A 24,777-nucleotide genomic window follows, 5' to 3' on the forward strand; every position below is an offset into this window, starting at 1 on the left:
AGCGTTTTGTGTCTTCTCGTTAGATTTCGCGGCGGACCTTCAGGGACGATTTCAGAAAGTGATGCGCGTCGTTTGCGACGCGGTTAAAGTCTTCCCGAAACAAGGCCCGATATCAAGGAGTACGGCTGTGGGTCTCCAAGCGAAAGTTTGGACAGCCTTGGAAAGCACTTGTTTCGGCGAGCAAGTGCTTTCCTTTTTCTACAACCTGTCTCCAGGTGCAGACCCTGAATGCGGGCAAATTTCCGCTATTATAGACCCGGTTCCGCCAGCGTATAGGGGCTTAACGAACCTTGTTCCGGGTTTCCACACCTCCGCAACGATTCGCGGTGCGGATTTTTCAAAAAAAGAGAACGCTTGCCATATCAAGCGTTCTCGAAGTAGGTCAGATCAAGCGGCCGGTATACCTAACGGCAAAGTTTCCAGCGTAGCCGTGTGTGTTGCTAAGCCATGACCGCTTCCGCTTCCTTTAGGCAGCCTTTGATCTGGCGAACGGCCTGGCGAAGTCGATTCTCGTTCTCGACCAAGCTCATGCGGAGATAACCTTCACCACTAGGACCAAACCCGCTGCCTGGGCTGACGGCAACGTCACCTTTCTCGAGCAGCATCATGGCGAAGTCCATGGTATTCATTCGCTTTAGCCATTGGTCGGGGATCTTGGCCCACACAAACATGCCAGCTCGTGGAGGAGTTACGTCCCAGCCAAGTCGGTGCAAGCCATCGACTAGGGCATCGCGGCGGGTCTGGTAAATCATGCTCTGGGCTTCCACCGCTGCGTCTCCCTCGCGAAGGGCGATAATCGACGCGATCTGTATGGCCTGGAACATTCCGTAGTCGTAGTAACCCTTGATGGTACCCAGCCCACGGATCATTTCCCGGTTACCAGCACAGTAGCCAACACGCCAACCGGCCATGTTGTAACCCTTGCTCATCGTGGTGAATTCGACACCAACGTCGCTGGCACCCGGAGCGGACAGGAAGCTAGGTGGTTTGTAGCCATCGAACGCGACGTCCGCGTAGGCGAAGTCACTGATCACCATCAGGCCATATTTCTTGGCAATTTTGACCACATCGACAAAGAATTCCGGCTCGACGGTGACGGTCGACGGATTGTGCGGGTAGCAAATGATCAGCAGCTTTGGCTTGGGATACAGATGCTCGCAGGTGTAAGCGATGTTGGAGAGGAATTTCTCGCTATTGGCGACGTCTAGCGAAATCACGTTGCCGGAAGCCAAGGCCACGGCGTAGGTATGAACTGGGAAGTAAGGAGCAGGGACAATCGCCGTGTCGCCAGGGCCCATCATGGCCAGGCACATGTGCGAGAACCCTTCCTTCGAGCCGAGGCAGACCATGACCTCGTGTTCCGGGTCGAGTCGCACACCATACTTTTTCAGGTACTTGGAAGCTACTTCGCGACGTAAGTTGCGAATCCCATTGGACTTGCTATATCCATGGTTGCGAACGTCCTGCACGGCTTCGCACATCTTTTCCATGACATAATCGGCCGGGGGGTCCGATGGGTTGCCCATGCCCATGTCAATAACATCGTTGCCGGCGACTCGCTTCTCGTACAACAATGCGTTGATTCGCCCGAACATGTAAGGCGGCAAACGGTAAACCCGCTGCGCGAATTGCACCTCAAATGGAGGATCCTGTTGGTCGTCGGTCGGATTGGGCGAATCGGACATGGAGGTCGTGTTTCAGCTGTTTGGGGAATGGTGGGACTGTTCCAACTGGCAAAAAGCCAGCCGAATTATTTATTCTAAAATCGGAAATCCGTGAAGCCAAGGCGAGTCGCATCTTCGGCAAGCACTGATTGTTTACGAATAGACAACAGAAACCAAGGCGAGTTCACCCTTTAGGAGCGGGAATCCATTCCCGATCGAGGATCAACATGGCGGAATACACGGCTCGGATCATCTGGGAGCGGGACGAAGAACCGTTTCTGGATAAGAAGTATAGTCGCCGACACGAGTGGCACTTCGACGGTGGAGCGGTGGTGGTGGCATCGTCGTCGCCAAATACAATCCCAGTCCCGATGTCGGATCCTTTCGGAGTTGATCCCGAAGAAGCGTTCGTGGCCTCGATCTCGAGCTGTCACATGTTGTGGTTTCTCGCGTTGGCCGCCAAACATAAGTTTTGTGTCGATCGCTACCACGACGCCCCGTTTGGCCAAATGAGTAAGAATGCCGAGGGGAAGACATCGGTCACTAAGGTAACTTTGCGTCCCAAGGTCGATTTCTGCGGTGACGTGCAGCCGAGCCACCAGCAGATTCAAGATCTCCATCACGAAGCTCACGATCTCTGCTTTATTGCGAATTCGGTGAAGAGCGAGGTCGTGGTCGAGCCCGTCTTTTAGAAAAGCCCGCAAATAAAAAAAGAGGGCCGCGATTTTTCGCGGCCCTCTTTCCGGATAGCATTCCCCCGATGCTTGCTCTTCCCAGTGAGAGAGCAATGCCCCGGTTATTTGCGTTGCTGTTGCATTTGTTGGCGAACAGCTGCTTCGTAGGCTTTGCCAGCTTGCGTGGTGTTGGCCAGAAAGTTGTCGATCTGGGCGTTGTCACGCAATCGTTCAAATTCGTCAGCCATGGCCAAACGCAACTTCTTTTCATGCAGCTCTTTCACCAACTCATCACGGACGTCTTCGATGTTCGTGATGACCGGCTTGGTGAGTCCGAGGCTGTAAAGGATGATCGACTGGTTACCTGCTTGGATGATGCCCGAGATCTGTCCCGGTTTCAGCTTGAAAGCTTCTTCTTCCAGCGTTGGCTGACCGCTATGACGTCGAATGGGCGGTACCTGACCGTCGTTGTTTTTCGAGACGGGTTCGATCGAGTACTGACGAGCCAGCTCACCAAAGAACTTCTCAGTTGGGTTGCGACGGGCCATTTCCCAAACTTCTTGAGCACGACGTTGGCTATCAACCACGATGGCCAAAACCTGAGCACGTTCGCCGTAGTTGGCAGCGAAACCCTTGGTGATGTCTTCTTCGCTGACTTGAACCTGTTGATCGACCAACTTTTTCAAAGCAACGGTTGGCCAGACGGCATCGCGAACATAGAGTTCGACCGACACGCCTTGCTCTTCGGTAACTTGCTTCAACCAAGCTTCCATGTCAGGCTTGCCTTCCTTGGTCAGGAAGCCTAGCGAGTCAGCAGCACGGACGATCTCGGCTTCGAGATCTGCTTCGGTGACCGACAACTGACGACGGGTTAGCTCTTGCTGCAAAATCTTGCGATTGATTTCGCCATCTAGCACCTCGACGCCGTGACGGTTGATGCATTCCTCTTGCAACTCCCGCAGGCTGACCGGCTGGCCGTTAAGCGTGGCAGCGACGCCAGGCATTTGGCTGGCCTTTGCAGGATCGTTGTAGACGTTCACGATCTGAGCGTTGGCTTGCAGCTTTTCGTAGATTGTTGCAGCCGCATCACGCATCTTCGATTCACGGACCTGTTCGGCCAATTGATTGCGAATGCCCTCAAGGCTTCCGGCCGGAATCTTGTCGTAGTCCGCTGCCAATTGTTCTTCACACTTGAAGACCAGGTACTGGCTGGCAACGAATAGCACTGGCGAGATTTCGCCTGCTTTCATCGCGAAAACCGTGTCTTCAATTTCTTGGTTACCGATGTGCTTACGAATCGGCGGAATCAAACCGCGGGCCGCCGCGCTGTTGATGTCTTGCGAGTAGTCTTTGGCAAGGTCAGCAAACGATTCTGGGTTTGCAGCTGCTTTAGCTCGCAGTTCTTCTGCCAGGCCGCGATCGTTGACCGAGAGCATGCGAACTTTGACCTTGGGCCCGTAGTTCTTTTCCATCTCGACTTGGATCTCTTCCGGCGTGACTTCCAGTTCGCTGGCAGCCAGACGACGCAGGGCCAAGGTGGGCCAGATAATGTCGCGGCGGTACTGACCAGGAGAAACGTTTCGTTCTTCCTTCAGGAGGCCCAACCAGCGATCGACCGAAAGACCAAATTTCTTGGCGATGTTGTTGATTTCGACGTCGATGTCACCTTCGGTGATCTGAATACCTTGCTGTTGGCAAGCCATCGCGATCAGGTGACGATTGAGCAGGCTTTCCAAAACCTCTTCCCCATGGCGGCGAAGCGTTTCATCGGCCAGGGAAGAACGCGTGATCGGTTCACGATTCACGACCGCGACGGTCTGAATCTTTTGCGTTGCTGGTGCGGCAACTTCTTCGACCGGAGTAGCTGCAGGGGCCGCAGCGGCCGGACGTTGAACAGGTCGTTGTTGAGCCGCTCGCTGTTGAACGGGGGCTTGGGCTTCCGCGTTCTGCGGACCGCCAGTGATCTGTCGCCAGGCGACGACGCCGCCAATTAGTACAACAAATCCCGCCGCGGCCAAAACCCAGGACTTACCCAGGGGAAGTCGGCGAGTAGCATCCTTGCCAGTCATTCCGCTTGCTCCAAAAAATTCTGCAAGATTTTCTCAAGGAGAGATGTTCGCAATTCCGATAACATTAAGTTCGGGCAGGGGAATATACGAACGTTGCCAGCAGCGGGTCAAGATCGATTCAGAAGATGGATGCTGAAGGAATGTAGTTCCTGCTAGAATTACTTTTCGCTGCTAGCATGATCGCCTCGAAAATACGCCGTCCGAGCTCTGGCGATCATTCGTAGCAATATGCCAAGGTCGGTTCAGGCAGAAAAAAAGCCCTGAGCAGAAGCCTGATTAGCATTTTGCGAATCAGATCCTTTTCAGGGCTTTGATCGTTAACAAAGAGACGATGGACTAGTCTTCCATCACGTCCTTTTCTTTTTCCTTGGCGAGTTCGTTCACCTGATCTTCGTACTTCTTAGTCAAGTCCTGTACGTCGGTCTTGATGTCGTCGCGGATATCTTCGCTGATCGTTTTGTCTTTTTCCGACGTATCAGCTGCTTTGTTGGCATCGCGACGGATATTGCGAATCGAAACGCGCGATTCTTCCGCGAGTTCTTTGATGCGCGAAACCAGCTTCTTACGCACTTCCGTCGACAATGGCGGGACGTTCAAACGAATCACGCGACCATCGCTTTGCGGGGCCATGCCAAGATCACTGGCGACGATCGCCTTTTCGATGTCCTTGATGGCGCCGGTGTCGTAAGGGCGGATCAACAACTGGCTGGGTTCCGGCACGCTTACCGAAGCGATCTGTTTGATCGGTTGGAGCGATCCGTAGACTTCGACACGAAGCGAATCGACCAAGCCGGGTGTGGCCCGACCGGTGCGAACGCCACTGAGGCCGTTCTTCAGGACGTCGATCGCTTTTTCCATACGCTGCGTAGCGTCTTCAATGATTTGATCCGCGTTCATCGTGATTACCTTTTTCGCAGGATTGATCCTCGCTATTGCCTGTCGAGGCATCGATGAGCCTCCGAGAATAACGTACACCACTCGTCGGGGCATGAAAAGATAACGACGAGGCTTCCGATTGCGAGTTTGGGGCCTATTGTGCCGACGGGCGCCGCATCACCTTTCCATCGGCCGTGAGTTCCAAATCGGGGCACCCCTCGACGAGTCGATGTAGGAAAGCTTCTCGATCCTCTGGCGAAATCAACGCGGCTGGCTCGATCAAGCCGAACCACTTCCCTTGATATCGAATCATGATTGCGTCGGCAGAGAGTGCAAGCCGAAGATAGCTGCCACCAACGAGAAGCCACCCGTTAGCCGTTATTCGGGCCTCGGTAATCTTGCGAAGGGGAATTCGCCAGCGAATTGGGCCTGATCGCATCACGACGTACTTGTCAGTGATTTGGTAGAAAGTTCCCCGCCAGATCCACAACAGCATGGCGGCGGTGAGTATCAACATGACGCCACCAAAAACGGATGCATTGGCGAGGAGCATTGATGCTAGACCGATGCCAATGAAGATCGTGGCCATGCTGCTAAGTAGCATCGCGACTGCGAAATCGACCTTGGCCGGAAATCTTTGAGTTGGCATCGAACTGGTCTCCGGCGATGTCTCCGCATCGTTCACTTCCAGGCTTAGTCCTGGAAGTGATTCGCCGCTGCCAGAACGTTCTTGCTATCGATCTGGCGAGATTAACGTGCCGACTTGGTCGCCCAGAACAGCCTTTTGGATATTGCCGTTGATCTTGAAGTTGAAAACGAGAATCGGCATTCCATGCTCACGGCATTGGCTGATTGCCGTCGAATCCATGACGCGTAGGTTTTCTTTGACGACTTGTTCAAAGCCAAGTGTGCGGTAGAAGACGGCGTGAGGGTTCTTTTCGGGATCGTCGCTGTAGACGCCATCGACACGCGTGGCCTTCATCAAGATATCGGCTTCAAGCTCGAGTGCTCGTTGCGCGGCGGCCGTATCGGTCGTCACGAATGGGCTACCTGTTCCGGCAGCGAGAATAACAACGCGCCCCTTTTCCAAGTGTCGGCTCGCCTTGCGACGGATATAGGGTTCGGCCACACCATGCATGTGAATCGCCGTCATCAGGCGGGTCTGCATGCCGAGACTTTCCAGCGCGTCTTGCAGTGCCAGGCCGTTGATCACGGTGGCCAACATGCCCATGTAATGAGCTGTGGCTTCTTGGATCGAGGCGCTCTCGTTCTTGAATTGACCGCCCCGCAAGATATTACCGCCACCGATCACCACAGCAATCTGGCAGCCCAATTCTGCTGCTTGACTGATTTGCTTGGAAATGCTGACGACCTCGTCCATTGCGATGCCACGCTCACCGGCACGCGAGAAGCTTTCGCCAGAGAGTTTGAGGATGATTCGCTTGTACTTCGGCGCGGTGCTATCAGTCATCGTTGATCGGTCCTTCGGACACTGGAGGCAAATTGACAGGCTTGCGCTAGATTCTACCCAAGTTTCGTTTCAATGTGCAGGAGAACGACGAGCATAAAAAAATCCCTTGGGTTTCAAACCCAAGGGATTTTCGCTATTTGAATTAGCCCGTGCACGCCCTTGAAGGGCATCGACTCGAGAAGTTAACCTTCAGCCGATTCCTCGGACGGAGCAGCGTCGTCACCGATCACCCAATGGGTGAACGCTTTGACGGTCACGCCGTTATCTTTGGCGTACTGGCCAACGGTTTGCTTTGGTTCTTTCACGAACGGTTGTTCCAGCAAAGCTTCCTGAGCGTAGAAGCTGCGGAGACGACCTTCGACCATTTTGTCGATGATGTTTTCCGGCTTGCTCGAATCCTCGTTCATCGCAGCAGCCTTGAGGATGGCACGTTCCTTTTCGACCACGGCTGGATCCAAGTCATCCTTGCTCAGCACGGAAGGATTCATGGCTGCGACGTGCATTGCGATGTCGCGAACCGCATCTTCGTTGTCGCCGTCGTACTCAACCAAAACACCGCTAACGGTGCTCGAGTTGTGGCTATAACCGCCAGCGGAACCTTCAATACGGATCATGCGACCGATATTGAAGACTTCGCGGATACGATTGAACATGTCGTCCTTCAGGTCGCCCAGCGTTTGACCTTCCTTGATTGTGGAAGGCTTGGCGAGCAACTCTTCGGCAGTCGTGATGCTCGGATCGTTGGCGTAAACGCGAGCCAAGTCGTCTGCCAGGGCGATGAACTCGTCCAGCTTCGTGACCGGAGCGCTTTCGCACTTGAACTCGACCATGGCGCCCTTGCCACCTTCGGTGAAGATGCTGACGCGTCCGAATTCCGTAGCACGATCACCCCGTTTGATACCTTTGACCTTGCCGTTTTCACGGAGCCACAGGATTGCCTTTTCCTCGTCGCCGCTCGACTCGGTAAGTGCTTTTTTGCATTCCATCATGGGAAGGCCGGTCTTTTCGCGAAGTGCTTTGACCGCTCCGGCGGTGATTGCCGTCATCTTCTTTTCTCCAAATGCTCGAAATTCGTCGCTCTAAATAGGTCAGGAGCTGTGCGTGAAAAATTCTACCGCTGCGGGTTTCCCTCGGCGAAGACCGATTTGGTTAACATTTGAAGGAGATTTCACGCACCTTCAAGGTTCACCGAGGGACCAGGCAGCGAATCCTACTTGGCCGCTTGTTCCGTTTGCTGGGCAGCGTGATGCTTGCCGTCGATGGCCGCGTCGGCCATCAGCTTCAGGAACATTTCGATCGAACGGATACCGTCGTCATTGCCTGGGATCGGCAGATCGACTTGGTCTGGATCGCAGTCGGTATCGGTCAAAGCAACCGTGGTGATTCCCAGGGACTGGGCTTCTTTGATCGCGTTCTTTTCTTTCTTCGGGTCGACGATCACCAAAGCTTCCGGCAGGCGATTCATCGTTCGCAAACCATTCAGGTTGCGGTACATCTTGCGGTACTCGCGGTTCAGCGAAGACTGCATCTTCTTGGAGTACTTGGCCAGTTCATCACCTTCGATGATCCGTTCCAGTTCTTCCAGACGGCTCAGGCGGCTACGAATGGTGCGGAAATTGGTCAACGTGCCACCGAGCCAACGTTCGTTAATGAACGGCATTCCGCAACGTTCGGCTTCACGTTCGACAGCGGCACCCGCTTGACGTTTGGTGCCGACGAACAAGACCAAGCTACCACCCTCAGAGACTTGGGCGAGGTACTTCTTGGCACGCAGAAGTCCGCGAATCGTTTCGCGAACGTCGATGATGTGGATTTGATTCTTTTTGGCGTAGATGTAAGGGGCCATCTTCGGGTTCCACCGACTGGTTCGGTGACCGAAGTGAATACCGCATTCTACGAGTTCTTGAACGAACTGTTGTCCGTTGGACATGGCGCAAACTCCTTGCGTGTATGGGGTTGCCTAATGGAACAAGTACTCGAGGCTCTTAAATTGGCGCCATGCCAAGCAAGTGGAAGCGATACCTGTGTCGCCACGTCTCTAGAGACCGAAAACCTCACTTCCCGCACAGTTTTCGGAGAGATCGCGGAGATTGAATACTCGAACCTTGGCCGGCCTTCGATGGTTGAAAGACCTCCCCGGTTCTTGGGTTTTCCCCCTAGGGAACTAAATGAGGGGGAAGCAAGCTAATGAAAGTACCAGTTCCCCCGGAAATCGTCAAGAACCCCGGTCCTATCGAGATCCATCATTGACAGATCAGGCCTCGTAGGCGATGCGGCATTTTGGACAATGCGCAAGGTGGGCTTGGATTAGCTTGCGTTTCTCGTCTGACTCGATGCGACCAGCTAGATAGGTTGACCTGAGATCGAGAACTTCTCGGCAGCTGATCTTGTGAGCGTATCGCGAGTTGCTCTCAAGTATGCCCCACGTAACGAGACTTCCCGTAGCCAAGAAGAAAACGCCACCTGCGGCGAGAAATCGCCGCCGGCTTCGCCGGTTTATGTCGTGTTCTAGCGACTTCTGGAGCTTCGAGAGTTCTCCAGAAGGACAAGGAGACCACGTTTCAGGATCGGACATTGCGTGATAACCCGAGCATGGATAGGAATCAGGGAAAGCCCAGGCGAATTCCTTTCGACGGGATGGATCAGCTTCCAAAGGAATGTCTTAGGTAGACATTGGAAGGTGACTGTTGCGGGCTGGCCTCTTTAGTTTGAATCGGAGGAGCACCGACCTGGTGAGCTAGTCGATCGGGTGCTTTCAGGATGACCTTACGTCGCCCCAACTCAATTAAACCTTCGCTCTGAAGTTGGCCCAATACCACTGTGACGGTTTCTCGCGTGCTTCCCACGAGACTGGCCAAATCTTGGTGCGAAAGACGAAGCGTGATCTCTAGTCCACGAACGGTATCGCGTCCGTATTGCTCGGCCAGTTCAAGAAGGAGGTGACAAATTCGCTCGCGGTTGGATAGATACAGCAGATGCTTCACGCGGCGTTCGATCCGCTGGCGGCGAACTCCAATGATCTTCGTAATGCCGAGGCAAAGTCCTTGATGTTCTTCCATAAGTTGGCAGAGCGCATCGCCCGATATCGCCACCACGCGGGCATCTTCGACGGCTTCAGCGTATTCGTCTCGATTGCCAACATTCAAAATAGCGAGCTCGCCGAAAATCTCGCCAGGTTCGATAAACGCGAGGATCGATTGCTTGCCGTCGCCAGTTAGGTGGCAGATTTTAATGCGGCCACTTGCAAGCACGAGCACAGAATCCGCTTCATCCGCCGGCAAATAGACCGGCGAGCCCTTTGAAACATTCTTGACGCGCGAATTTGCTTCCAAACGTCGAAGTTGCTCAGGGGTGCACGATTCAAAAAGGCGGCAAGCTTTCAGGTACCAAAGCTGTCCTGACATGAGTCTTCCTCTCGTGGGCCGGTCATTGCCCCAAAATAAGGTGAGAGGCAATTTGAATTCAGTGGTTGGAAGCTTCGATGCCACTTGAAGTGCCCCAGTTACACGGAATTCGGGGCTTCACGAGAGAAACTTGGTCGCGGGCTAAGTAATGTATGGAATCTTACCAAAACCACTTAGCGCATTAAAAAAGCACGCCATGAAGGACGTGCTTAAGCTACCCCCCGAGGATTTGAACCTCGACTGACAGAGCCAAAATCTGTAGTGCTACCATTACACTAGGGGGTAATTCCCGTTCAAGGGAGAATAGATAGTAGCGGAAACATGGCGTCTCCGACAAGAGGACCCCAGTAACATTCGTTAGGTTCGCCTAGGTTTAGGACGACATCCGCGAAGTCATCGCGAATGAAAGTTGTTCCATTTCTATTGCCAAATCGACGCCGATCACCGTTATATGATCAGGCAGTTTTAAGGTAACCGCAGCAAAGTTGAGGATGCCACAAATACCGGCGGCAACTAATTTCTCGGCGACTTCCTGGGCGGCCGTGGCCGGCACGGCGAGAATTGCCAGCTGGATTGATTTTTCCTGAACGATCTTATCGAGGTCGTCCAAATTGTAGACCGGGATACTTTCAATTTCCGTACCTACGATTCGCTGATCTAAATCAAACGCGGCGACCGTATTAAAGCCTTGATGCGAGAAGCCTCGGTATCCCAACAGGGCACGGCCGAGATTACCAACGCCAACCAAAGCCACTGGCCAACGCTGATCTGTCCCCATGATTTGCCGGATCGTGGCGATCAATTCTGAGCAGCGGTAGCCAACACCGGGGTAGCCAAATTGACCGAAATTCGCGAGATCTTTACGGACTTGAGCATCGGAGAAGCCCAGCATTTCACCCAGCTTGGTGCTGCTGGTTGTCTCGATGCCTGCACGTTCGAGGCGTGAAAGTTCACGCAGGTAAAGACTCAAGCGACTAACAACCGCTTTTGATACGCGATTATCGCTGGAACTCTTTTTATTGTCTTTGCTCTTCGCCATGGTCTACGTCGAACGTTCGCTAGGCAGCGACCGGGGTTTCGGGCTACGCGTATGGATGAGCCCTCAACTCTAACCTGTCGGCTAACTGCCCAACAAGGGTGGTTTCGTCCAGGAAGACCAGTCAAGAAGCAGCAATAGCCTGGTCAGGAAACCTAACCAGGCTTTGCGATGATTCAACAACACGTTGTTTGAGTGGGCTTATTCGTCTTTCAGGTCTTCGTAGTTGATCCAGATCTCGCCCGTGTTCGTGTTGTACAGCCATCCGTCGGTGGTGTTGAAATCGGTCGACGTCGGAGCTGCCGTCAGGGTCTTCACCGAGTTGCTGTTGGTGAAGCTGTTGACGGGGATTTTTGTGATGTAAGGTCCGAAGGTGCCACCAGCATTTCCGTCAACATCAGTGGCAATGGTCAGCTCGTTGAGCGTGGCGGAGGGGACATCACCTTCGTGCTGGGCACGATAAAGCTGAATCTGCGAACGCAATGTGTGTAGGTTCAGCATGACGCTACTTTTCTTCGCATCCGTGGTCGAATCCGTAAACTGCGGGATCACAGTCGCCGCCAGTACGGCCAGGATCACGACCACGATCAGTACCTCGATGAGCGTGAAACCGGCTTTCTTGAATTGTGACATTTCGTTTTGACTCCAAGTCAGAATTTGCTGCATGCCCGAGAGTAGCGACAGGGGCTTCAGCGGTTGTTTCTTCTTTTTGACGTTCGTGTTGTTGGTTGGAAAGCGAAAGGGTTTTTCGCCTTCTGAAGGTAGATACGTCACGGAAATTGCCGGTCAAGAAGATTTTGATGTATCGCTATCAGAACCCTCCAAAAGTATGGAGTAATTGCTGTGCTAGCGTCATCATCTGAGCCTCGTCTTAACAAAACGTCATCTGCGGTGTCAGCAATAAACCAGCGAACGCATCGGAAAAACTAGGTTGTTCGGGATGAACGGGTTATTTAGTACAGCCGGCATGATTGTAAATGCCGTGCGTCAAAGGCGCATCCGTCGCAATGCTTGCATGTTATTCACGCGGAGACATCTTCCTATCTTTTGGAGAACACCTATTTGTTCACTCTCAAGCATCTATCCCAAATTGACGATACAGAAGGACATCTGGATGCCAATTAGGTGGCTTGGGTAGTCAGTGCATGACACAAAAGATGCCACGAATGCGGTGTCCAGGTGAACGGGCGATAGCAGGAGATATTGCACGAATCAATGTTTGAGGGCACAGGACACGGCAAGGATTTGCCCAAACCAGGCCAGGCCCTTAGTCGTACGGCGTTTTGTCATCGAAGGAGAAGGAAAATGCGAGCTGTATTGGGATTGCCGCTGCTTGCAGTCATGTTGGCTGCTTTCACGGCGAACTCGGCTGAAGCCGCTTATGGCGGTTTGTTCAGCTTCCGAAATTGTGGCTGTTGCGAGCCAGCCACGTATGAATGCTGCAAAAAGCAGTGCTACACGGTCAACAAGACCTGCAAAGAGGTCGTGTACGAACAGCAAGAACAAACTTGCTACAAGACCGTGTACGAAAAGGTGTGGGAAGATAAGACGATCGATTGCGTGACCTACGAAACGGAAACACGCTACAAAGATTGCACCTACACCACGTGCAAACCAGTTTGGGAAACCAAGACCCGCACCGTGAACTACACGACGTGCAAGCCAGTCTGGGAAACCCGAACCAAAGACATTTGCTACACCGTGTGCAAGCCAGTCTGGGAAACCAAGACCAAGGAAATTTGCTACACCGTGTGCAAGCCAGTTTGGGAAACCAAGACCAAGGAAATCTGCTACACCGTGTGCAAACCAGTCTGGGAAACCAAGACCAAGGACATCTGCTACACCGTGTGCAAGCCAGTCTGGGAAACCAAGACCAAGGACATTTGCTACACCGTGTGCAAGCCAGTCTGGGAAACCAAGACCAAGGACATCTGCTACACCGTGTGCAAGCCTGTCTACGAAACGAAGTATCGTGACGTTTGCGAAACGATCTGCAAGCCAGTTCACTACACCAAGACCGTGAAGGTTTGTGGCGGTCACTGGGAAACCAAGACCGAAACCATTCCTGGTCCGGTTGTGAAGAAGTGCATCCAGGAACCTGGTTGCTGGACTTGGGATCCTTGCTGCTGCAAGTGCGTCTACTGCCCTGGTGAATCCAAGGTTGTGGAAGTTCAGTGCCCACCTAAGACCTGCTGCAAAAAGGTCTGGGTTCCAGAAGTGACTGAAAAGCAAGTGGATTGCGTTCGCTACGAACACGAAACCATCACCAAGCAAGTTCCTTACAAAGTGTGCCGTATGGAAAAGGAACAGCGTACCAAGACTTGCACCTACAAGGTTTGCAAGATGGTGCCTGAGCAGCACACCAAGACCTGTACCTACAAGGTCTGCAAGATGGTTCCGGAACAACGCGTGAAGACCTGCACTTACAAGGTCTGCCACATGGTGAAGGAAAACAAGACCAAGACTTGCACCTACAAGGTCTGCAAGATGGTTCCTGAGCAGCGTACCAAGACTTGCACCTACAAGGTTTGCAAGATGGTGCCTGAACAGCGAGTCAAGACTTGCACCTACAAGGTTTGCAAGATGGTCAAGGAATGCCACACGAAGGAAGTGCCTTACAAGGTGTGCAAGATGGTCCAAGAGACCCACACCAAGCAGGTTCCTTACTGCGTGAAGAAGCCTGTCCACACCACGAAGACTGTCAAGGTCTGCAAGTGTGTGCCTAAGCAGGTTGCTTACACCGTCACCCGCTGCGTGCCGAAGGTCGTCTGCAAGACGGTCCCCGTCACGGTCTGCTGCCCGGTTCCTTGTGATCCGTGCTGCGGCGAAGCAGCTGCCAGCGATTGCGGCTGTGGTGCGTAACGTTGCAAAACCGGCTCCTTGGACTCTCTGCCGGAGAGTCTAAGGCACTGGCCTGGTAGTATAGCGGCTCGAGACTTCGGTCTCGGGTCGCTTTTTTCGTTTCTTGTTTCCAGCTCACCAGATAGGGGCGAACGTGACAGAAAATACCGACTCCCAGCTTCCTGTAATCCTGATCGGCGCGATGACTCGCGATCGAGTCATTGGCCAAGACGATCACATGCCATGGGACATCCCGGAAGAATATCAGACGTTCGTGGATAGTATTCGTGGGCAAACGGTCATCATGGGACGTAAGTCGTACGAGATCTTTGGCGCGGATCTAACGAGCGAGCATACCGTCGTGATCTCGCGTAGTCGGCCAAGTCTCGGAGTTTTGGTTGTTTCCTCGATCGAAGCGGCACTCGAACAAGCACGTTCCTATAGAAAACAAATTTTCATCGCAGGCGGCGCCCAGATCTACCGCCTTGGATTACCGCACGCTGATCGAATGTATCTTAGCGAAATCAAGAAAGAGTATGATGGCGATAGTTACTTTCCCGAGTTTGATCTCGCCGAATGGGAAATCACGCGCGAAGAAGACCATTCGAAATTCATTTATCGACAGTGGCGACGTAAACGATAGTCCGCCTTCCGCAATCGGCCGGCAATTTGATTGCCCGGGATATTTGTGTTCGCTCGGTATTGCGTAACGTCAGAACACGCTCCACCGTCGCCTCACACTGCCGACCAGAAGAGAGGTACTCCGGCCGAACGGAATGACGTTGGATGCATCGCAACATAGAGAAGTTAACCGAAAGCTTAGGAGATTGTGTTGTACGCTTTCGGTTTGTCGGTAAGTTCGGGAATGCGTCCAAAGGCGATTTTGTCTTCCAGGGCGTCTCGATATGCGTGGGTATTTGCAAAATAAATTGAGGTTGGACCCCATCGATCGCTAATCGCGTCTAGCGCGTGGGAAAGACGTTGCGACTGCGAGAATTCCTCGAAGAGATATCCTGATACTTCGGTCTGGGCAACGAGTTGTCCCACAGTAACGTCTACCTTCTTGAGTCCCCTCAAGTCATAAGGTCGCCGCTTCCACAGCTTTTCCAACTGGTGCAAAATGGTCAGCGTGTCCTGAACGCAAGGCAATTCGATCTGGGATGAGAAGATCGGCTTGCTGTTGCCGGTCAGGGTGAGTTGCAAACTACGAGCATGGTAGCCCGTCAGCCGAAGTCTTCGCGCCAATTTACAAGCCAAGAGTACCAAGATGCAGTGGGCTCCCGGCGCATTGCGAAATCGAGGGTCAAGCACGCGACCATGCGTGAGCGAACGGCGCTGCGTGGCTGGTTCGGGATTATCGATGCCGTGCAATCCATCCCACCAACTTGCCCCGGACACTGAGCCCCAGATTTGCAAGGCTCGGCGGCGATCGATCGCCCACAGTTGAGAAAAATCATGAATGCCTGCGTTCGCTAATCGAGTTTCCATCGAACGGCCAATTCCTGGCAAATCGCCCAGAGGTACCTGCATCAAACGCTCAGCCACTTCATCAATCGGCAGTACGGTCACGGCATCTGGCTTCTTTAGATTGCTCGCGATCTTGGCCAGAAGCCGGGTTGGGGCGACACCGATCGAGCTCGTTAGCCAAGGCCCAAAGTCGTTTCGAATCTGCCTTCGAATCGCTTCCGCCAAATCGCGAGCCCGCTCGGGCTGTTGATACTGGCCGCGAAGACGAATCGTCCACTCATCGATGGAGTAAACGTGGTGTACCTCCGCGCATTGATCGACGCTTGCGAGCAGTTGGTGATGAACCTGGACGTAGATGTTGGGTCGAGCGCGGACTAAAACGACGTCGGGACACAAACGCCGCGCGTCGTATACCTTCGTGCCGGTCCGAAGTCCAAACCGCTTTGCTTCATAGCTGGCCGCAATCAGGCAAGTTGATTCCGACTTCAGCGGAACCACACCGACCGGCCGACCCCGAAGCTCCGGTCGCAGAAATTGCTCGACCGACGCAAAGAAGGAGTTCATATCCTGCATGATCCAATTCATTTGCGTCATCATAGCCATGCCTCAATGTCAGCGAGTGAGTAGTGTACATGTATACACTTCATTGTCGGCAAAGCAAGCAGAGATATCCGCTTCGAAACAAAAAAAGCTCCGGTCGCTGGTAAGCGCACGGAGCTTCTTGGATTTTCTCGCTGTAGGAGAGAAATCGACGCGGTGAACTAAACGCGACGTTCTCGCAGGCGGGTTGCCTTACCAACGCGATCGCGGAGGTAGTACAGTTTGGCGCGGCGAACGACACTTCGACGAGTCACTTCGATCTTCGCGATTTGAGGGCTGTGGACTGGGAACTTCTTTTCGACGCCTTCGCCGGCGACGATGCGGCGGACGACGAACATTTCACGAGTGCCGCTGCCGCTCTTGGCGATCACGGTACCGATGAATTTCTGGATACGTTCTTTTTGACCTTCGAGAATCTTGGTGTGGACCTCGACGGTGTCGCCGATTTCGAAGAAGTCGACTTCAGGTTTCAGATAGGTCTGTTCGACCTTTTTCATTAGTTCTTGGCTCATTGCCAGGTTCCTTCTACTACAGCGAATTAACGTTTATTTTCATTGGGGTCGTCCGACGGCTTGTTCAGCAGATCGGCGCGACGCACTCTTGTTTTTTCTAGCGACTGTTGTTTCCGCCAAGCGAGGATTTCCTGGTGATTACCACCGAGAAGTACCTCTGGAACGCTGAGTCCTCGATATTCACGAGGTCGCGTGTACTGGGGAAACTCGAGCAAACGATTGCCTTCGCTGAAGGAATCGTCCACTGCACTTTGTTCGTCACCAAGGACGCCGGGGATTAGGCGGATCACACTGTCGATGATCGCCATGGCTGCGACTTCGCCTCCATTGAGAACAAAGTCACCCAGCGAAACCTCTTCGGGGTGCAGAAGGTCGATCACGCGTTGATCGAAGCCTTCGTACCGCCCACATATCAGGGTCAACCGCTGCTCTTGGGCGAGTTCCTCTACCAGTGGTTGATCGAGCGTTTTGCCTTGGGGGCTCAGCAAAATCAAACGTCCAGGAGAAGGGGCCAGCGGCCGGATTTGTTCGATCGCTTCGACTACCGGCTGCACGCGAATGACCATTCCTGGTCCGCCGCCAAAGGGCCGGTCGTCGACTCGATTGTGTTTGTCGTTGGCCCAGTTCCGCAAATTGTGGACATGGGCCTCAACTAGCTGCTTATCAATCGCCTTGTTCAATAGGCTTTCGCCCAGGTAGCCCGTGAAAATCTCGGGGAACAAGGTGAGGAGATCGAACCGCATGGCAGCTTACGCGCCATCCTCTTTGTTTTCGCTACCTTCGGCAGCGGCTTCCACGGCTTCGCCTTCAGCAGGAGCAGCAGCTTCGGCGCCTTCTTCGGCCGGTGCTTCTCCTTCAGCAGGAGCCGGAGCTTCTGGTTCGGGTTCTTTGATTTCCACTTTCGGAGGAACGTAAGCAGTCTTGGTCGCCATACGAGCCAAGGCTTCTTCTTGGGCAGCCACATGGGAGCCGTTGGTGCCGTACTTACGAATCAAAACGGCAACCTTTGGGGAAGGCTGAGCACCAACGCCGATCCAATAGTCGACGCGTTCGGTCTTAAGGCTAACCCGAGCATCCTTTTCTTTAATGAAAGGATCGTAGGTGCCGAGGTACTCGATGGCCTTACCATCTCGCGGGCTGCGAGAATCCATGGCGCAAATACGATAGAACGGACGATGAGTCCGGCCCATCTTCTTCATGCGAATGCGAACTGCCACTTAACGTTACTCCTAAGGTAAATCTGTTAGCACAACATGCTCAACGACGAGGTTAACGACGCCGCTTTTTGAGCTTCTTTTTGAGTTTCTTGTGATTCTGGATGTCCTTCGAGGTCATCCGTTTACCGGTACTTTGTTTCTGTTTTTTGACACGGCCGGTCGGATCCATGAGCTCGCCACTGCGAAGCTTCCGCATCATATCCATTGCACCGCCCATGCCGCCCCCGGCCATCCCCTTCATCATGGTGGCCATCGAATCAAACTGCTTGAGCAGCTCGTTCACTTCTTGAGGGGAAACGCCTGAGCCTTTGGCGATTCGCTGACGACGGCTATTGTCGATCAGCTTTGGATTGGATCGTTCGTCTGGGGTCATCGAATCGATCATGCCGCCCAGGCGACGCATCTCTTTCTCGTGGTCGCCACCTTGCAACAGCTTGCCAAGCTCCCCCATGCCGGGCATCAAGCCGAGCATCTTCTGCATCAGGCCAGGGCGGGCAATCTGATTGAGCTGTTTACGGAAGTCGTCCAGGGTGAACTGCCCCTTTTGGAGACGTTCCTGCGTCTTTTGAACTTGTTCCTGATCGAACTCGCGCTGGGCCAGTTCAAACATCGAGAGGATATCGCCCATCCCCAAGATGCGGCTGGCCATACGATCAGGATGGAACGGTTCCAGACCGTCCATGTGCTCGCTGACGCCAATGAACTTGATGGGCACGCCGGTGACATGCTTGACCGAAAGCAACGCACCACCACGGGCGTCACCGTCAAGCTTGGTCATCATCACGCCGTCCAGCTCTAAAGCATCATTAAATGCTTTAGCACTATTGACCGCGTCTTGCCCGGTCATGCCGTCGACCACCAGGTAAACCTGGTCGGGCTGAACTTTTAGGTCGATCGTTTTGAGCTGGTTCATCAGCTCTTCGTCGATCGCCAAACGGCCTGCCGTATCAAGGATCACCACGTCGATGCCATTATCGCGGGCATGCTTTACCGCGTTCTGGCAGACGGCGATCGGGTCGGATGCACCCTCTTCGCTGTAAACGAGCGTGTCGACACTTTCGCCGACAACGTGCAACTGGTGCACAGCTGCGGGACGCTGAAGGTCGGCCGCGACCAGCAAGGCTTTTTTGCCTTCTTGACCGATCAAGCGAGCTAACTTACCGCAGGTGGTGGTCTTACCGGCACCCTGCAGACCGCACATCATCAGCACGGTGACATCGGGTTTCAGGTGCAGCGAAGGATCGGAATCGCCACCGAGGATATCGACCAGGGATTCCTGAACGATACCGACGAGCTGTTGTTCGGGTTTGAGCGATTTCAGAACGTCTTGTCCGATTGCTTTGTCGGACACGTCTTTCATGAAATCTTTGACGACCGTGTAGCTTACGTCTGCTTCGAGCAGCGCGTTCTCGACCATCTTCAGGCCTTCCCGCATGTTCGCTTCGGTCAATCGGCCTTGTCCGCGCAGCGTCTTAAACGCCGATCGTAAGCCGTCTTGTAACGAATCAAACATAGGAAATTTCGCTTAGGGTCGAGATTTCTGGTTCATCGGGGAAGTTCGCGTTTAGTCCGGATATCTTGGCCGTTTTATCGGCGAAACATATCTACGGACCACTCCCGAGAGATGGGTCGAAACGCGTATTCTAGCGAACCCAACGCCAGATTGGCAATTGGTAATAGGACGATGAGCGGCGATTTCCGGCGGATCGCCCCCATAACGAGGGTCAGATCCGCCGAGCGGAAATTCATAAGGTGGCGGGAACTGCCTATTTTTGGACCGCTTCTGCCGGGGCTTCGGGACGCTGTTTAACTGGTAGTGGTTCGAGACCATTGATGGTCAGCGTCGAAACTTGGTTCGTCTTCAAATCGAGGACACGAATCAAATGATTGTTGGTGTCCGCGATGTAAAGCTTGCCTCCAGCATGAGTTAAGCCTGCCGGTTCGTCAAATTGGGCAGGATCGTCGGCTGTGCCTGGCTTGCCGGTTCCGGCGATCGTCTTGACGAAGCCTGTTTTGGCATCGATCGACTTGATCTTGTTGTTGTAAGTGTCGGCGGTGTAAATGATTCCGTCGACGTAGCAGACGCCCAGAGCGTGTTGAAGCTTCGCCCTGCGAGCAGTTCCGTCGATGTCGCCGAACGTAAACAAACGAGCTGACGAAAGCTTGGATGTTCCCACTAACGTGCCCACAGATCCACGTGGGTTGAAGGGGACTTCGCGAATGGAGCTACCTTCGCTATCGGCGACGAACAACGTTTTCCCGTCAGAGGTAAGCCCCGAGGGCTGAGCGAACGAGGAAAACCCTTGTTGGTACGGGATCGCAGGGAGCAGAGGGCCGTCGACGATATCTTCTCGTCCGTTACCGGCGTAAGGGCCGATTTCTGACTCGTCGAGCTTCATTTTCCAGATCTGGTGAGGACCTGCCATGGCGATGTAAAGGCTATCGCCATGAGGCCAGAGTGCCCAGGGACTGTTGATGGCCGTTGTCTTCGGTGTCCCTATGAACCGTGGCGGAAGATTATCGAGGCTGGCGTTCTCACCCATGCCGGGCCACGTTTCATTGCTGCTGCCTTGACGGCCAACACCAGCGATCGTCTCGACTTTCTTGTCTGCGAGATTGATTTTTCGCAGTAAATGATTCTCGGTGTCGGCCACATACAAAGTGTCCTGGACGAGCGCCATCCCCTGCGGGTGATCGAATTGGGCTTCGGAATAGGCTCCGTCTGCCGCGCCGATCTCGCCCGTACCGATGACCTCTTGCAGTTCGCCATCCAGGCTGGAGATTACGATTCGATTGTGATTCGAGTCCGCGATGAACAGGCGTCCCGACTTTTCGTCCGCAAGGATCTTTCCCGGAAAACGCAACGGAGTTGGCTTTTGGCTGTAAGCCAGTAAATCAAATTGAATCGGCTTTTCGTCGAGCGAACCATTCGCACGGTAATAAGGAATTGCCCCATCCAGGATGCCGCGAATATCGTCGGCCAGGAACTCGCCTCGGCGGAGGTAAACGACATTTCCTTCCGGATCGATCAGGTACATCGTCGGCCAACTACTAACGGAGTAGTTGTTCCAAATTTTCAAGTTATTGTCGTTGACCACGGGATGCTCGATCTCGTAGCGGAGGATGGCTTCCTCGATGTTTTTGGCATCCTTTTCGTTCTCGAACTTCGCAGAGTGAACACCAATGACGACCAATTGGTTCGCATAATCGTGCTCCAACTCCTTTAGTTCTGGGAGGATGTGCATGCAGTTGATGCAGCAGTAGGTCCAGAAGTCGAGCAAGACGAACTTTCCTTTAAGGTCCTTCAGCTCAACGGGGCCTTTGGTGTTCAGCCATTCCATGTCGCGTGGGAAGGGAGGTGCTGGGATCCGGACTTTGAACGGATTGTCCATCTCCTTGGCAACGAATTGCGCGTCACCTGCCATCGGTTGAGGCTCTTGCTCTTCCGCCATGGCGAATGAGTTGGTGGTTGAGTTACTACAGCCAACTAGCAAAAGCACCAAAGCAGCTATGGCTAGCTTGCGCAAGCTCGGCAAGAAAAAATTATCCAGGGTGGTCATGGATGTTACCTTCCGAATTTGGGGGCGGGGTTCCAATGGAATTGGACCGATTTGAGCGGAAAAAGGCTGTATGTATTCGTACAATACCAGATAGCCTACCGGCAAAGGGACATCAATGTTTCTTTCGATTCCCGCAAACTAACTAGGTTGCTATCGCATCAAGGCCAAGCTGGCAGCGAGGAACTTAAAAAAATACTGGGGTGGGCATAGAATTTAGCCGACAAAGTATAACGATTATAGCGATTAATCTGGCATCAGCCGGAAACGATATTTTCGAACGTGCCCCCATGAACGTGCTATCTTTGGTGGAATGGTCGATAAGCGGACGGGACTAAGTCGATTCCGTGACCCCCTACCTCTTTTAACCTACCCGCCAAATATCGGAGGATCCAACCGTGTATCGAAAGCTATGGCTCGCTGTTTGTCTGGTACCCATGTTTGCAACACTGGGAATGAGTCAGGACTGGGCGAACAAGATGTTCAAAGTGCGTACGCACGATTTTGGCAACGTGGCGAAAGGGGCCAAAGTTTTCTACGAGTTCGAACTGCAAAACATCTACGAAGAAGATGTCCATATCGCAAGCGTTCGCTCGAGTTGCGGCTGCACTAGCCCCTCGATCAAGAACGACACGTTGAAAACATGGGATAAGGGCGCCATCGTCGCCAAGCTGAATACCGATAGCTTCCTGGGCCATAAGTCAGCGACCGTTACGGTTACGATCGATAAACCGTTCTACGCGGAAGTCCAGTTGAACGTTTCGACCAATATCCGCGGCGACGTTGTGTTCGAGCCAGGTTCGGTTCAATTCGGCACGGTTGAAAAGGGAGAAGGTGGTGTCGCTAAGGTGCATGTCAGCCAGGCTGGCCGCAGCGATTGGACAATCACCGACGTTCGTAGTAACGATGACTTCCTCGGTGTTGAGATGCTGGAAACCAACCGTGGCGGCGGCCGTGTGGGTTACGACCTGACGGTGCGTTTGAAGGAAAACGCCCCGGTCGGATTCATCTCCAGTCAGTTGGCATTGATCACCAACGACGGTCGGGCACCTTCGATTCCCTTGAACGTCGAAGGTAAAGTCGAATCGCCGCTGAACGTCAGCCCAGGTGCCCTTCAGTTGGGCGAACTCAAGCCAGGTGAGTCGACCGAAAAGAAATTGATCGTGCGAGCTAATAAGCCATTCAAGATCACCGGAGTCAAGTGTGACAACGAGTGTTTCAAGTTCGCTGAACTGCCAAGCGAAGCCAAGAAAATGCACTTCCTGCCACTCACCTTCACCGCAGGCGTCGACGGTGGTAAGGTCGCTGAAAAGATCGTGATCGAGACCGATCTCGCTGGCGGCACCGAAGGTGAATCGGTCGCCACTGCTGTTGTTCTCGGTGGCAAGTCGGAAACCTAAGAACGACGGTTTCCGAATCTTTGAATCAAATAGGAAGGCCTGCGTTCCCTCTGAACGTAGGCCTTTTTTTATTGTTCGATACGTTCCAGTGCTAGGTCACGGGAACTTCCGTTTTGTTCGAAGCCAACGTCTTCTCAGGAAGAGGGGGCAGTGACTCCTCAAGCACGCCACGTACTCGCGGCCACATCAGAATCGCTTCAACAACCATCCAGGCCTGTAGTACCAAGACGCTGATACCGAGAATACTGAGCAGTGTTTTATGCTTGGCCAGGTAGCCATGCTCGTTGAAAAGGTTGTAGTACATCGCCCAAGCCGGGAAGATCAGCATGCCGATCATTGGAATCACCACAAACCAAATTGGCTGATTGCGACGCCAGAGGTAGAAGGCCGTGACCATCATCGCCAGACCCGCAAGAAGCTGATTCATCGCACCAAACAAGGGCCAAAGGATCTTGCCACCTGCTCCGGGAACGGGGCCAGCGAAAACGGCGATCGCCAGTGCGGAAATCACCGCTAAGCCTGTCGCAGTGTACTTGCCGGATAGCGCGCGAGTCACCGGCGTTGAGGCCAATAACTCTTGCAGGACGTAACGTTGCAAGCGTGTTGCCGTATCTAGCGTTGTCGCAGCAAAGTTCGCCACCAGGACGGCGATGATGCTGATCCCGACTTCCAGAGGAATGCCGATTGCCGTCAGGAAGTTGGCACCTCCTTCGACAAATGCCGCGACCAAGTCGGCCAGACCGAATGCGTCCCAGCCTTTCTGCATGTCATAGCGTGTCTCCCAGGCCGCACGACCCACGATCGGCAGTCCCTCGGCATCAGTAACTGCGGTATAAGCGAAGCCGCCATCTTCTAGTGGACTCCGTTCAAAGATCCCCATCCCAACGCCAGCACAGCAGGCCAGGATCACGATCACGGCGAGGCCACCTTCCAGCAGCATGGCACCATAACCGATGTACTGAGCGTCGGATTCCTTGGCGACTTGCTTGCTCGATGTGCCGCTACTCACCAGGCAGTGGAAGCCACTACAGGCACCACATGCAATCGTGATAAACAGGAACGGAAACAGAGGCGGCGTGCCTGCCGGAAGTTCATTCGCGACCGTCGGGGTCGCCACCATTAGATCAGCCGCACCGGTGACACTAGCCACCAGCAAGCCGATAAACAACAAACCAAGCGCGACCAATAGTTGGTGGCTGTTCACATAGTCACGTGGTTGCAGCAGCAGCCAAACCGGTAAAACCGACGCGACGAAGCAGTAAGCAAGCAAGATCACGGTCCAAATGACCAAGGCACTGAGGTAAGGGCTCTGGGCCAGTTCGCCGCCGAGAACATTCTGCAAAATTGCCGCGAGATCGATCGGTAGGTAGTAAACACCAACGAGGATCGAGGCGTAAACAATCACCAGGGCAACCAATGAAGGGACCAGCAAGTGGGCGTCCTTCTTTCGTGCGTACAGCCCCAGCGCGATCGCGATCGGCATGCTGATCCATACGGGTAAAACCGTTTGTGGGTATTGAGCAAAGATTACTGCGACCACTAAGCCGAAAATGGCCAGCACCACCATCAACGCTGAAGCGAGAACCAGCAAAAAAAGGTACTTTGCTCGCTTGTTGATCATGCGACCTGCGATTTCACCAACCGTTTGGCCACGATTTCGTAGCGAAACGATGAGCGAGCCCAAATCGTGGACCGCTCCGACGAAGATCGAACCAAAGACCACCCACAGCAGGGCAGGCAACCAGCCCCAGAACACGGCGAGCGCGGGGCCGACGATTGGCCCCGTACCTGCGATGCTCGTGAAATGATGGCCGAATACAATTTGGCGGTCTGTGGGGACGAAATCGATATCGTCTTGCAGCTGTCTACTGGGAACTTCGCGCTCGTCGTCTAGGTTGAAAATCTTCTTCGATAGCCAACGCCCATAGGTGTGATAGGCAACGATGAAACCAACAAACGAAAGGACCGCAACAATTAAGGTCGACATAA

General features: G+C 53.6%; 22 protein-coding genes. 4 read left to right on the top strand and 18 right to left on the bottom strand.

Features of this window, described 5'->3' with window-relative positions; all coding sequences use genetic code 11:
• Positions 1 to 440: 440 nt before the first annotated feature.
• The gene (locus C5Y83_RS03715; protein WP_105328295.1) at positions 441 to 1,685 is read right to left on the bottom strand and encodes an aminotransferase class I/II-fold pyridoxal phosphate-dependent enzyme; all 1,245 of its coding nucleotides are present in this window, start codon (positions 1,683 to 1,685) and stop codon (positions 441 to 443) included.
• Between the two features lie 206 nt (positions 1,686 to 1,891).
• Between C5Y83_RS03715 and C5Y83_RS03720 the strand changes: the two genes are divergently transcribed.
• Entirely contained in the window at positions 1,892 to 2,356 is a 465-nt protein-coding gene (locus C5Y83_RS03720) for an OsmC family protein (RefSeq protein WP_105328296.1), read from the top strand.
• Positions 2,357 to 2,460: 104 nt separating this feature from the next.
• Here the strand turns inward: C5Y83_RS03720 and C5Y83_RS03725 are convergent, their stop codons facing one another.
• From C5Y83_RS03725 to C5Y83_RS03775, 10 genes are all read right to left on the bottom strand, one after another.
• Entirely contained in the window at positions 2,461 to 4,407 is a 1,947-nt protein-coding gene (locus C5Y83_RS03725; protein ID WP_105328297.1) for a peptidylprolyl isomerase, read from the bottom strand.
• 336 nt (positions 4,408 to 4,743) lie between these two features.
• A complete protein-coding gene (frr, locus tag C5Y83_RS03730; protein WP_105328298.1) occupies positions 4,744 to 5,304 on the bottom strand; it encodes a ribosome recycling factor in 561 nt (186 codons plus the stop codon).
• 133 nt (positions 5,305 to 5,437) lie between these two features.
• On the bottom strand, positions 5,438 to 5,932 hold the full coding sequence (locus C5Y83_RS03735) for a PH domain-containing protein (protein WP_105328299.1): 495 nt from the start codon (positions 5,930 to 5,932) through the stop codon (positions 5,438 to 5,440).
• An 84-nt stretch (positions 5,933 to 6,016) separates the two neighbouring features.
• Positions 6,017 to 6,754 carry a UMP kinase gene (gene pyrH, locus C5Y83_RS03740; protein WP_105328300.1) on the bottom strand — a complete coding sequence of 246 codons (738 nt, stop codon included), beginning with the start codon at positions 6,752 to 6,754 and terminating at the stop codon, positions 6,017 to 6,019.
• 182 nt (positions 6,755 to 6,936) lie between these two features.
• Positions 6,937 to 7,800 carry a translation elongation factor Ts gene (tsf, locus tag C5Y83_RS03745; RefSeq protein WP_105328301.1) on the bottom strand — a complete coding sequence of 288 codons (864 nt, stop codon included), beginning with the start codon at positions 7,798 to 7,800 and terminating at the stop codon, positions 6,937 to 6,939.
• 164 nt (positions 7,801 to 7,964) lie between these two features.
• Entirely contained in the window at positions 7,965 to 8,684 is a 720-nt protein-coding gene (gene rpsB, locus C5Y83_RS03750; protein ID WP_105328302.1) for a 30S ribosomal protein S2, read from the bottom strand.
• A gap of 324 nt (positions 8,685 to 9,008) precedes the next feature.
• Positions 9,009 to 9,329, bottom strand: a complete 321-nt coding sequence (locus C5Y83_RS30115) for a zf-HC2 domain-containing protein (protein ID WP_105328303.1) — start codon at positions 9,327 to 9,329, stop codon at positions 9,009 to 9,011.
• Between the two features lie 67 nt (positions 9,330 to 9,396).
• A complete protein-coding gene (locus C5Y83_RS03760; protein ID WP_105328304.1) occupies positions 9,397 to 10,158 on the bottom strand; it encodes a Crp/Fnr family transcriptional regulator in 762 nt (253 codons plus the stop codon).
• Positions 10,159 to 10,531: 373 nt separating this feature from the next.
• Positions 10,532 to 11,197 (bottom strand): redox-sensing transcriptional repressor Rex, encoded by a 666-nt coding sequence (locus C5Y83_RS03770; RefSeq protein WP_105328305.1) that lies wholly within the window; start codon positions 11,195 to 11,197, stop codon positions 10,532 to 10,534.
• A gap of 198 nt (positions 11,198 to 11,395) precedes the next feature.
• A complete protein-coding gene (locus C5Y83_RS03775) occupies positions 11,396 to 11,827 on the bottom strand; it encodes a prepilin-type N-terminal cleavage/methylation domain-containing protein (RefSeq protein WP_105328382.1) in 432 nt (143 codons plus the stop codon).
• A gap of 672 nt (positions 11,828 to 12,499) precedes the next feature.
• On the opposite strand from C5Y83_RS03775, the gene C5Y83_RS03780 reads away from it, so the two are divergent.
• Together C5Y83_RS03780 and C5Y83_RS03785 are read left to right on the top strand one after the other, a co-directional pair.
• Positions 12,500 to 14,056 (top strand): hypothetical protein, encoded by a 1,557-nt coding sequence (locus C5Y83_RS03780; RefSeq protein WP_105328306.1) that lies wholly within the window; start codon positions 12,500 to 12,502, stop codon positions 14,054 to 14,056.
• Positions 14,057 to 14,189: 133 nt separating this feature from the next.
• Entirely contained in the window at positions 14,190 to 14,678 is a 489-nt protein-coding gene (locus C5Y83_RS03785) for a dihydrofolate reductase (RefSeq protein WP_105328307.1), read from the top strand.
• A gap of 176 nt (positions 14,679 to 14,854) precedes the next feature.
• Here the strand turns inward: C5Y83_RS03785 and C5Y83_RS03790 are convergent, their stop codons facing one another.
• The 6 genes from C5Y83_RS03790 to C5Y83_RS03815 all read right to left on the bottom strand — a co-directional run bounded on the left by C5Y83_RS03790 (position 14,855) and on the right by C5Y83_RS03815 (position 21,391).
• Positions 14,855 to 16,066, bottom strand: coding sequence for a Y-family DNA polymerase (locus C5Y83_RS03790; RefSeq protein WP_233207076.1), 1,212 nt, complete (start codon positions 16,064 to 16,066; stop codon positions 14,855 to 14,857).
• 197 nt (positions 16,067 to 16,263) lie between these two features.
• A complete protein-coding gene (gene rplS, locus C5Y83_RS03795) occupies positions 16,264 to 16,614 on the bottom strand; it encodes a 50S ribosomal protein L19 (protein WP_105328308.1) in 351 nt (116 codons plus the stop codon).
• A 26-nt stretch (positions 16,615 to 16,640) separates the two neighbouring features.
• A complete protein-coding gene (gene trmD, locus C5Y83_RS03800; protein WP_105328309.1) occupies positions 16,641 to 17,357 on the bottom strand; it encodes a tRNA (guanosine(37)-N1)-methyltransferase TrmD in 717 nt (238 codons plus the stop codon).
• A 6-nt stretch (positions 17,358 to 17,363) separates the two neighbouring features.
• Complete coding sequence (gene rpsP / locus C5Y83_RS03805) at positions 17,364 to 17,831, bottom strand: 30S ribosomal protein S16 (RefSeq protein WP_146117610.1); 468 nt, start codon at positions 17,829 to 17,831, stop codon at positions 17,364 to 17,366.
• A 52-nt stretch (positions 17,832 to 17,883) separates the two neighbouring features.
• The gene (ffh, locus tag C5Y83_RS03810) at positions 17,884 to 19,344 is read right to left on the bottom strand and encodes a signal recognition particle protein (RefSeq protein ID WP_105328310.1); all 1,461 of its coding nucleotides are present in this window, start codon (positions 19,342 to 19,344) and stop codon (positions 17,884 to 17,886) included.
• A gap of 253 nt (positions 19,345 to 19,597) precedes the next feature.
• Positions 19,598 to 21,391: a thioredoxin-like domain-containing protein gene (locus tag C5Y83_RS03815; RefSeq protein WP_233207077.1), complete on the bottom strand. Its 1,794-nt coding sequence runs from the start codon at positions 21,389 to 21,391 to the stop codon at positions 19,598 to 19,600.
• A gap of 395 nt (positions 21,392 to 21,786) precedes the next feature.
• On the opposite strand from C5Y83_RS03815, the gene C5Y83_RS03820 reads away from it, so the two are divergent.
• A complete protein-coding gene (locus tag C5Y83_RS03820; RefSeq protein WP_146117611.1) occupies positions 21,787 to 22,788 on the top strand; it encodes a DUF1573 domain-containing protein in 1,002 nt (333 codons plus the stop codon).
• Between the two features lie 91 nt (positions 22,789 to 22,879).
• Here the strand turns inward: C5Y83_RS03820 and C5Y83_RS03825 are convergent, their stop codons facing one another.
• Positions 22,880 to 24,775, bottom strand: coding sequence for a carbon starvation protein A (locus tag C5Y83_RS03825; protein ID WP_105328312.1), 1,896 nt, complete (start codon positions 24,773 to 24,775; stop codon positions 22,880 to 22,882).
• Positions 24,776 to 24,777 lie beyond the last annotated feature (2 nt).

This window comes from Blastopirellula marina (genome assembly GCF_002967765.1).
GTDB classification, from domain to species: Bacteria; Planctomycetota; Planctomycetia; order Pirellulales; family Pirellulaceae; genus Bremerella; species Bremerella marina_A.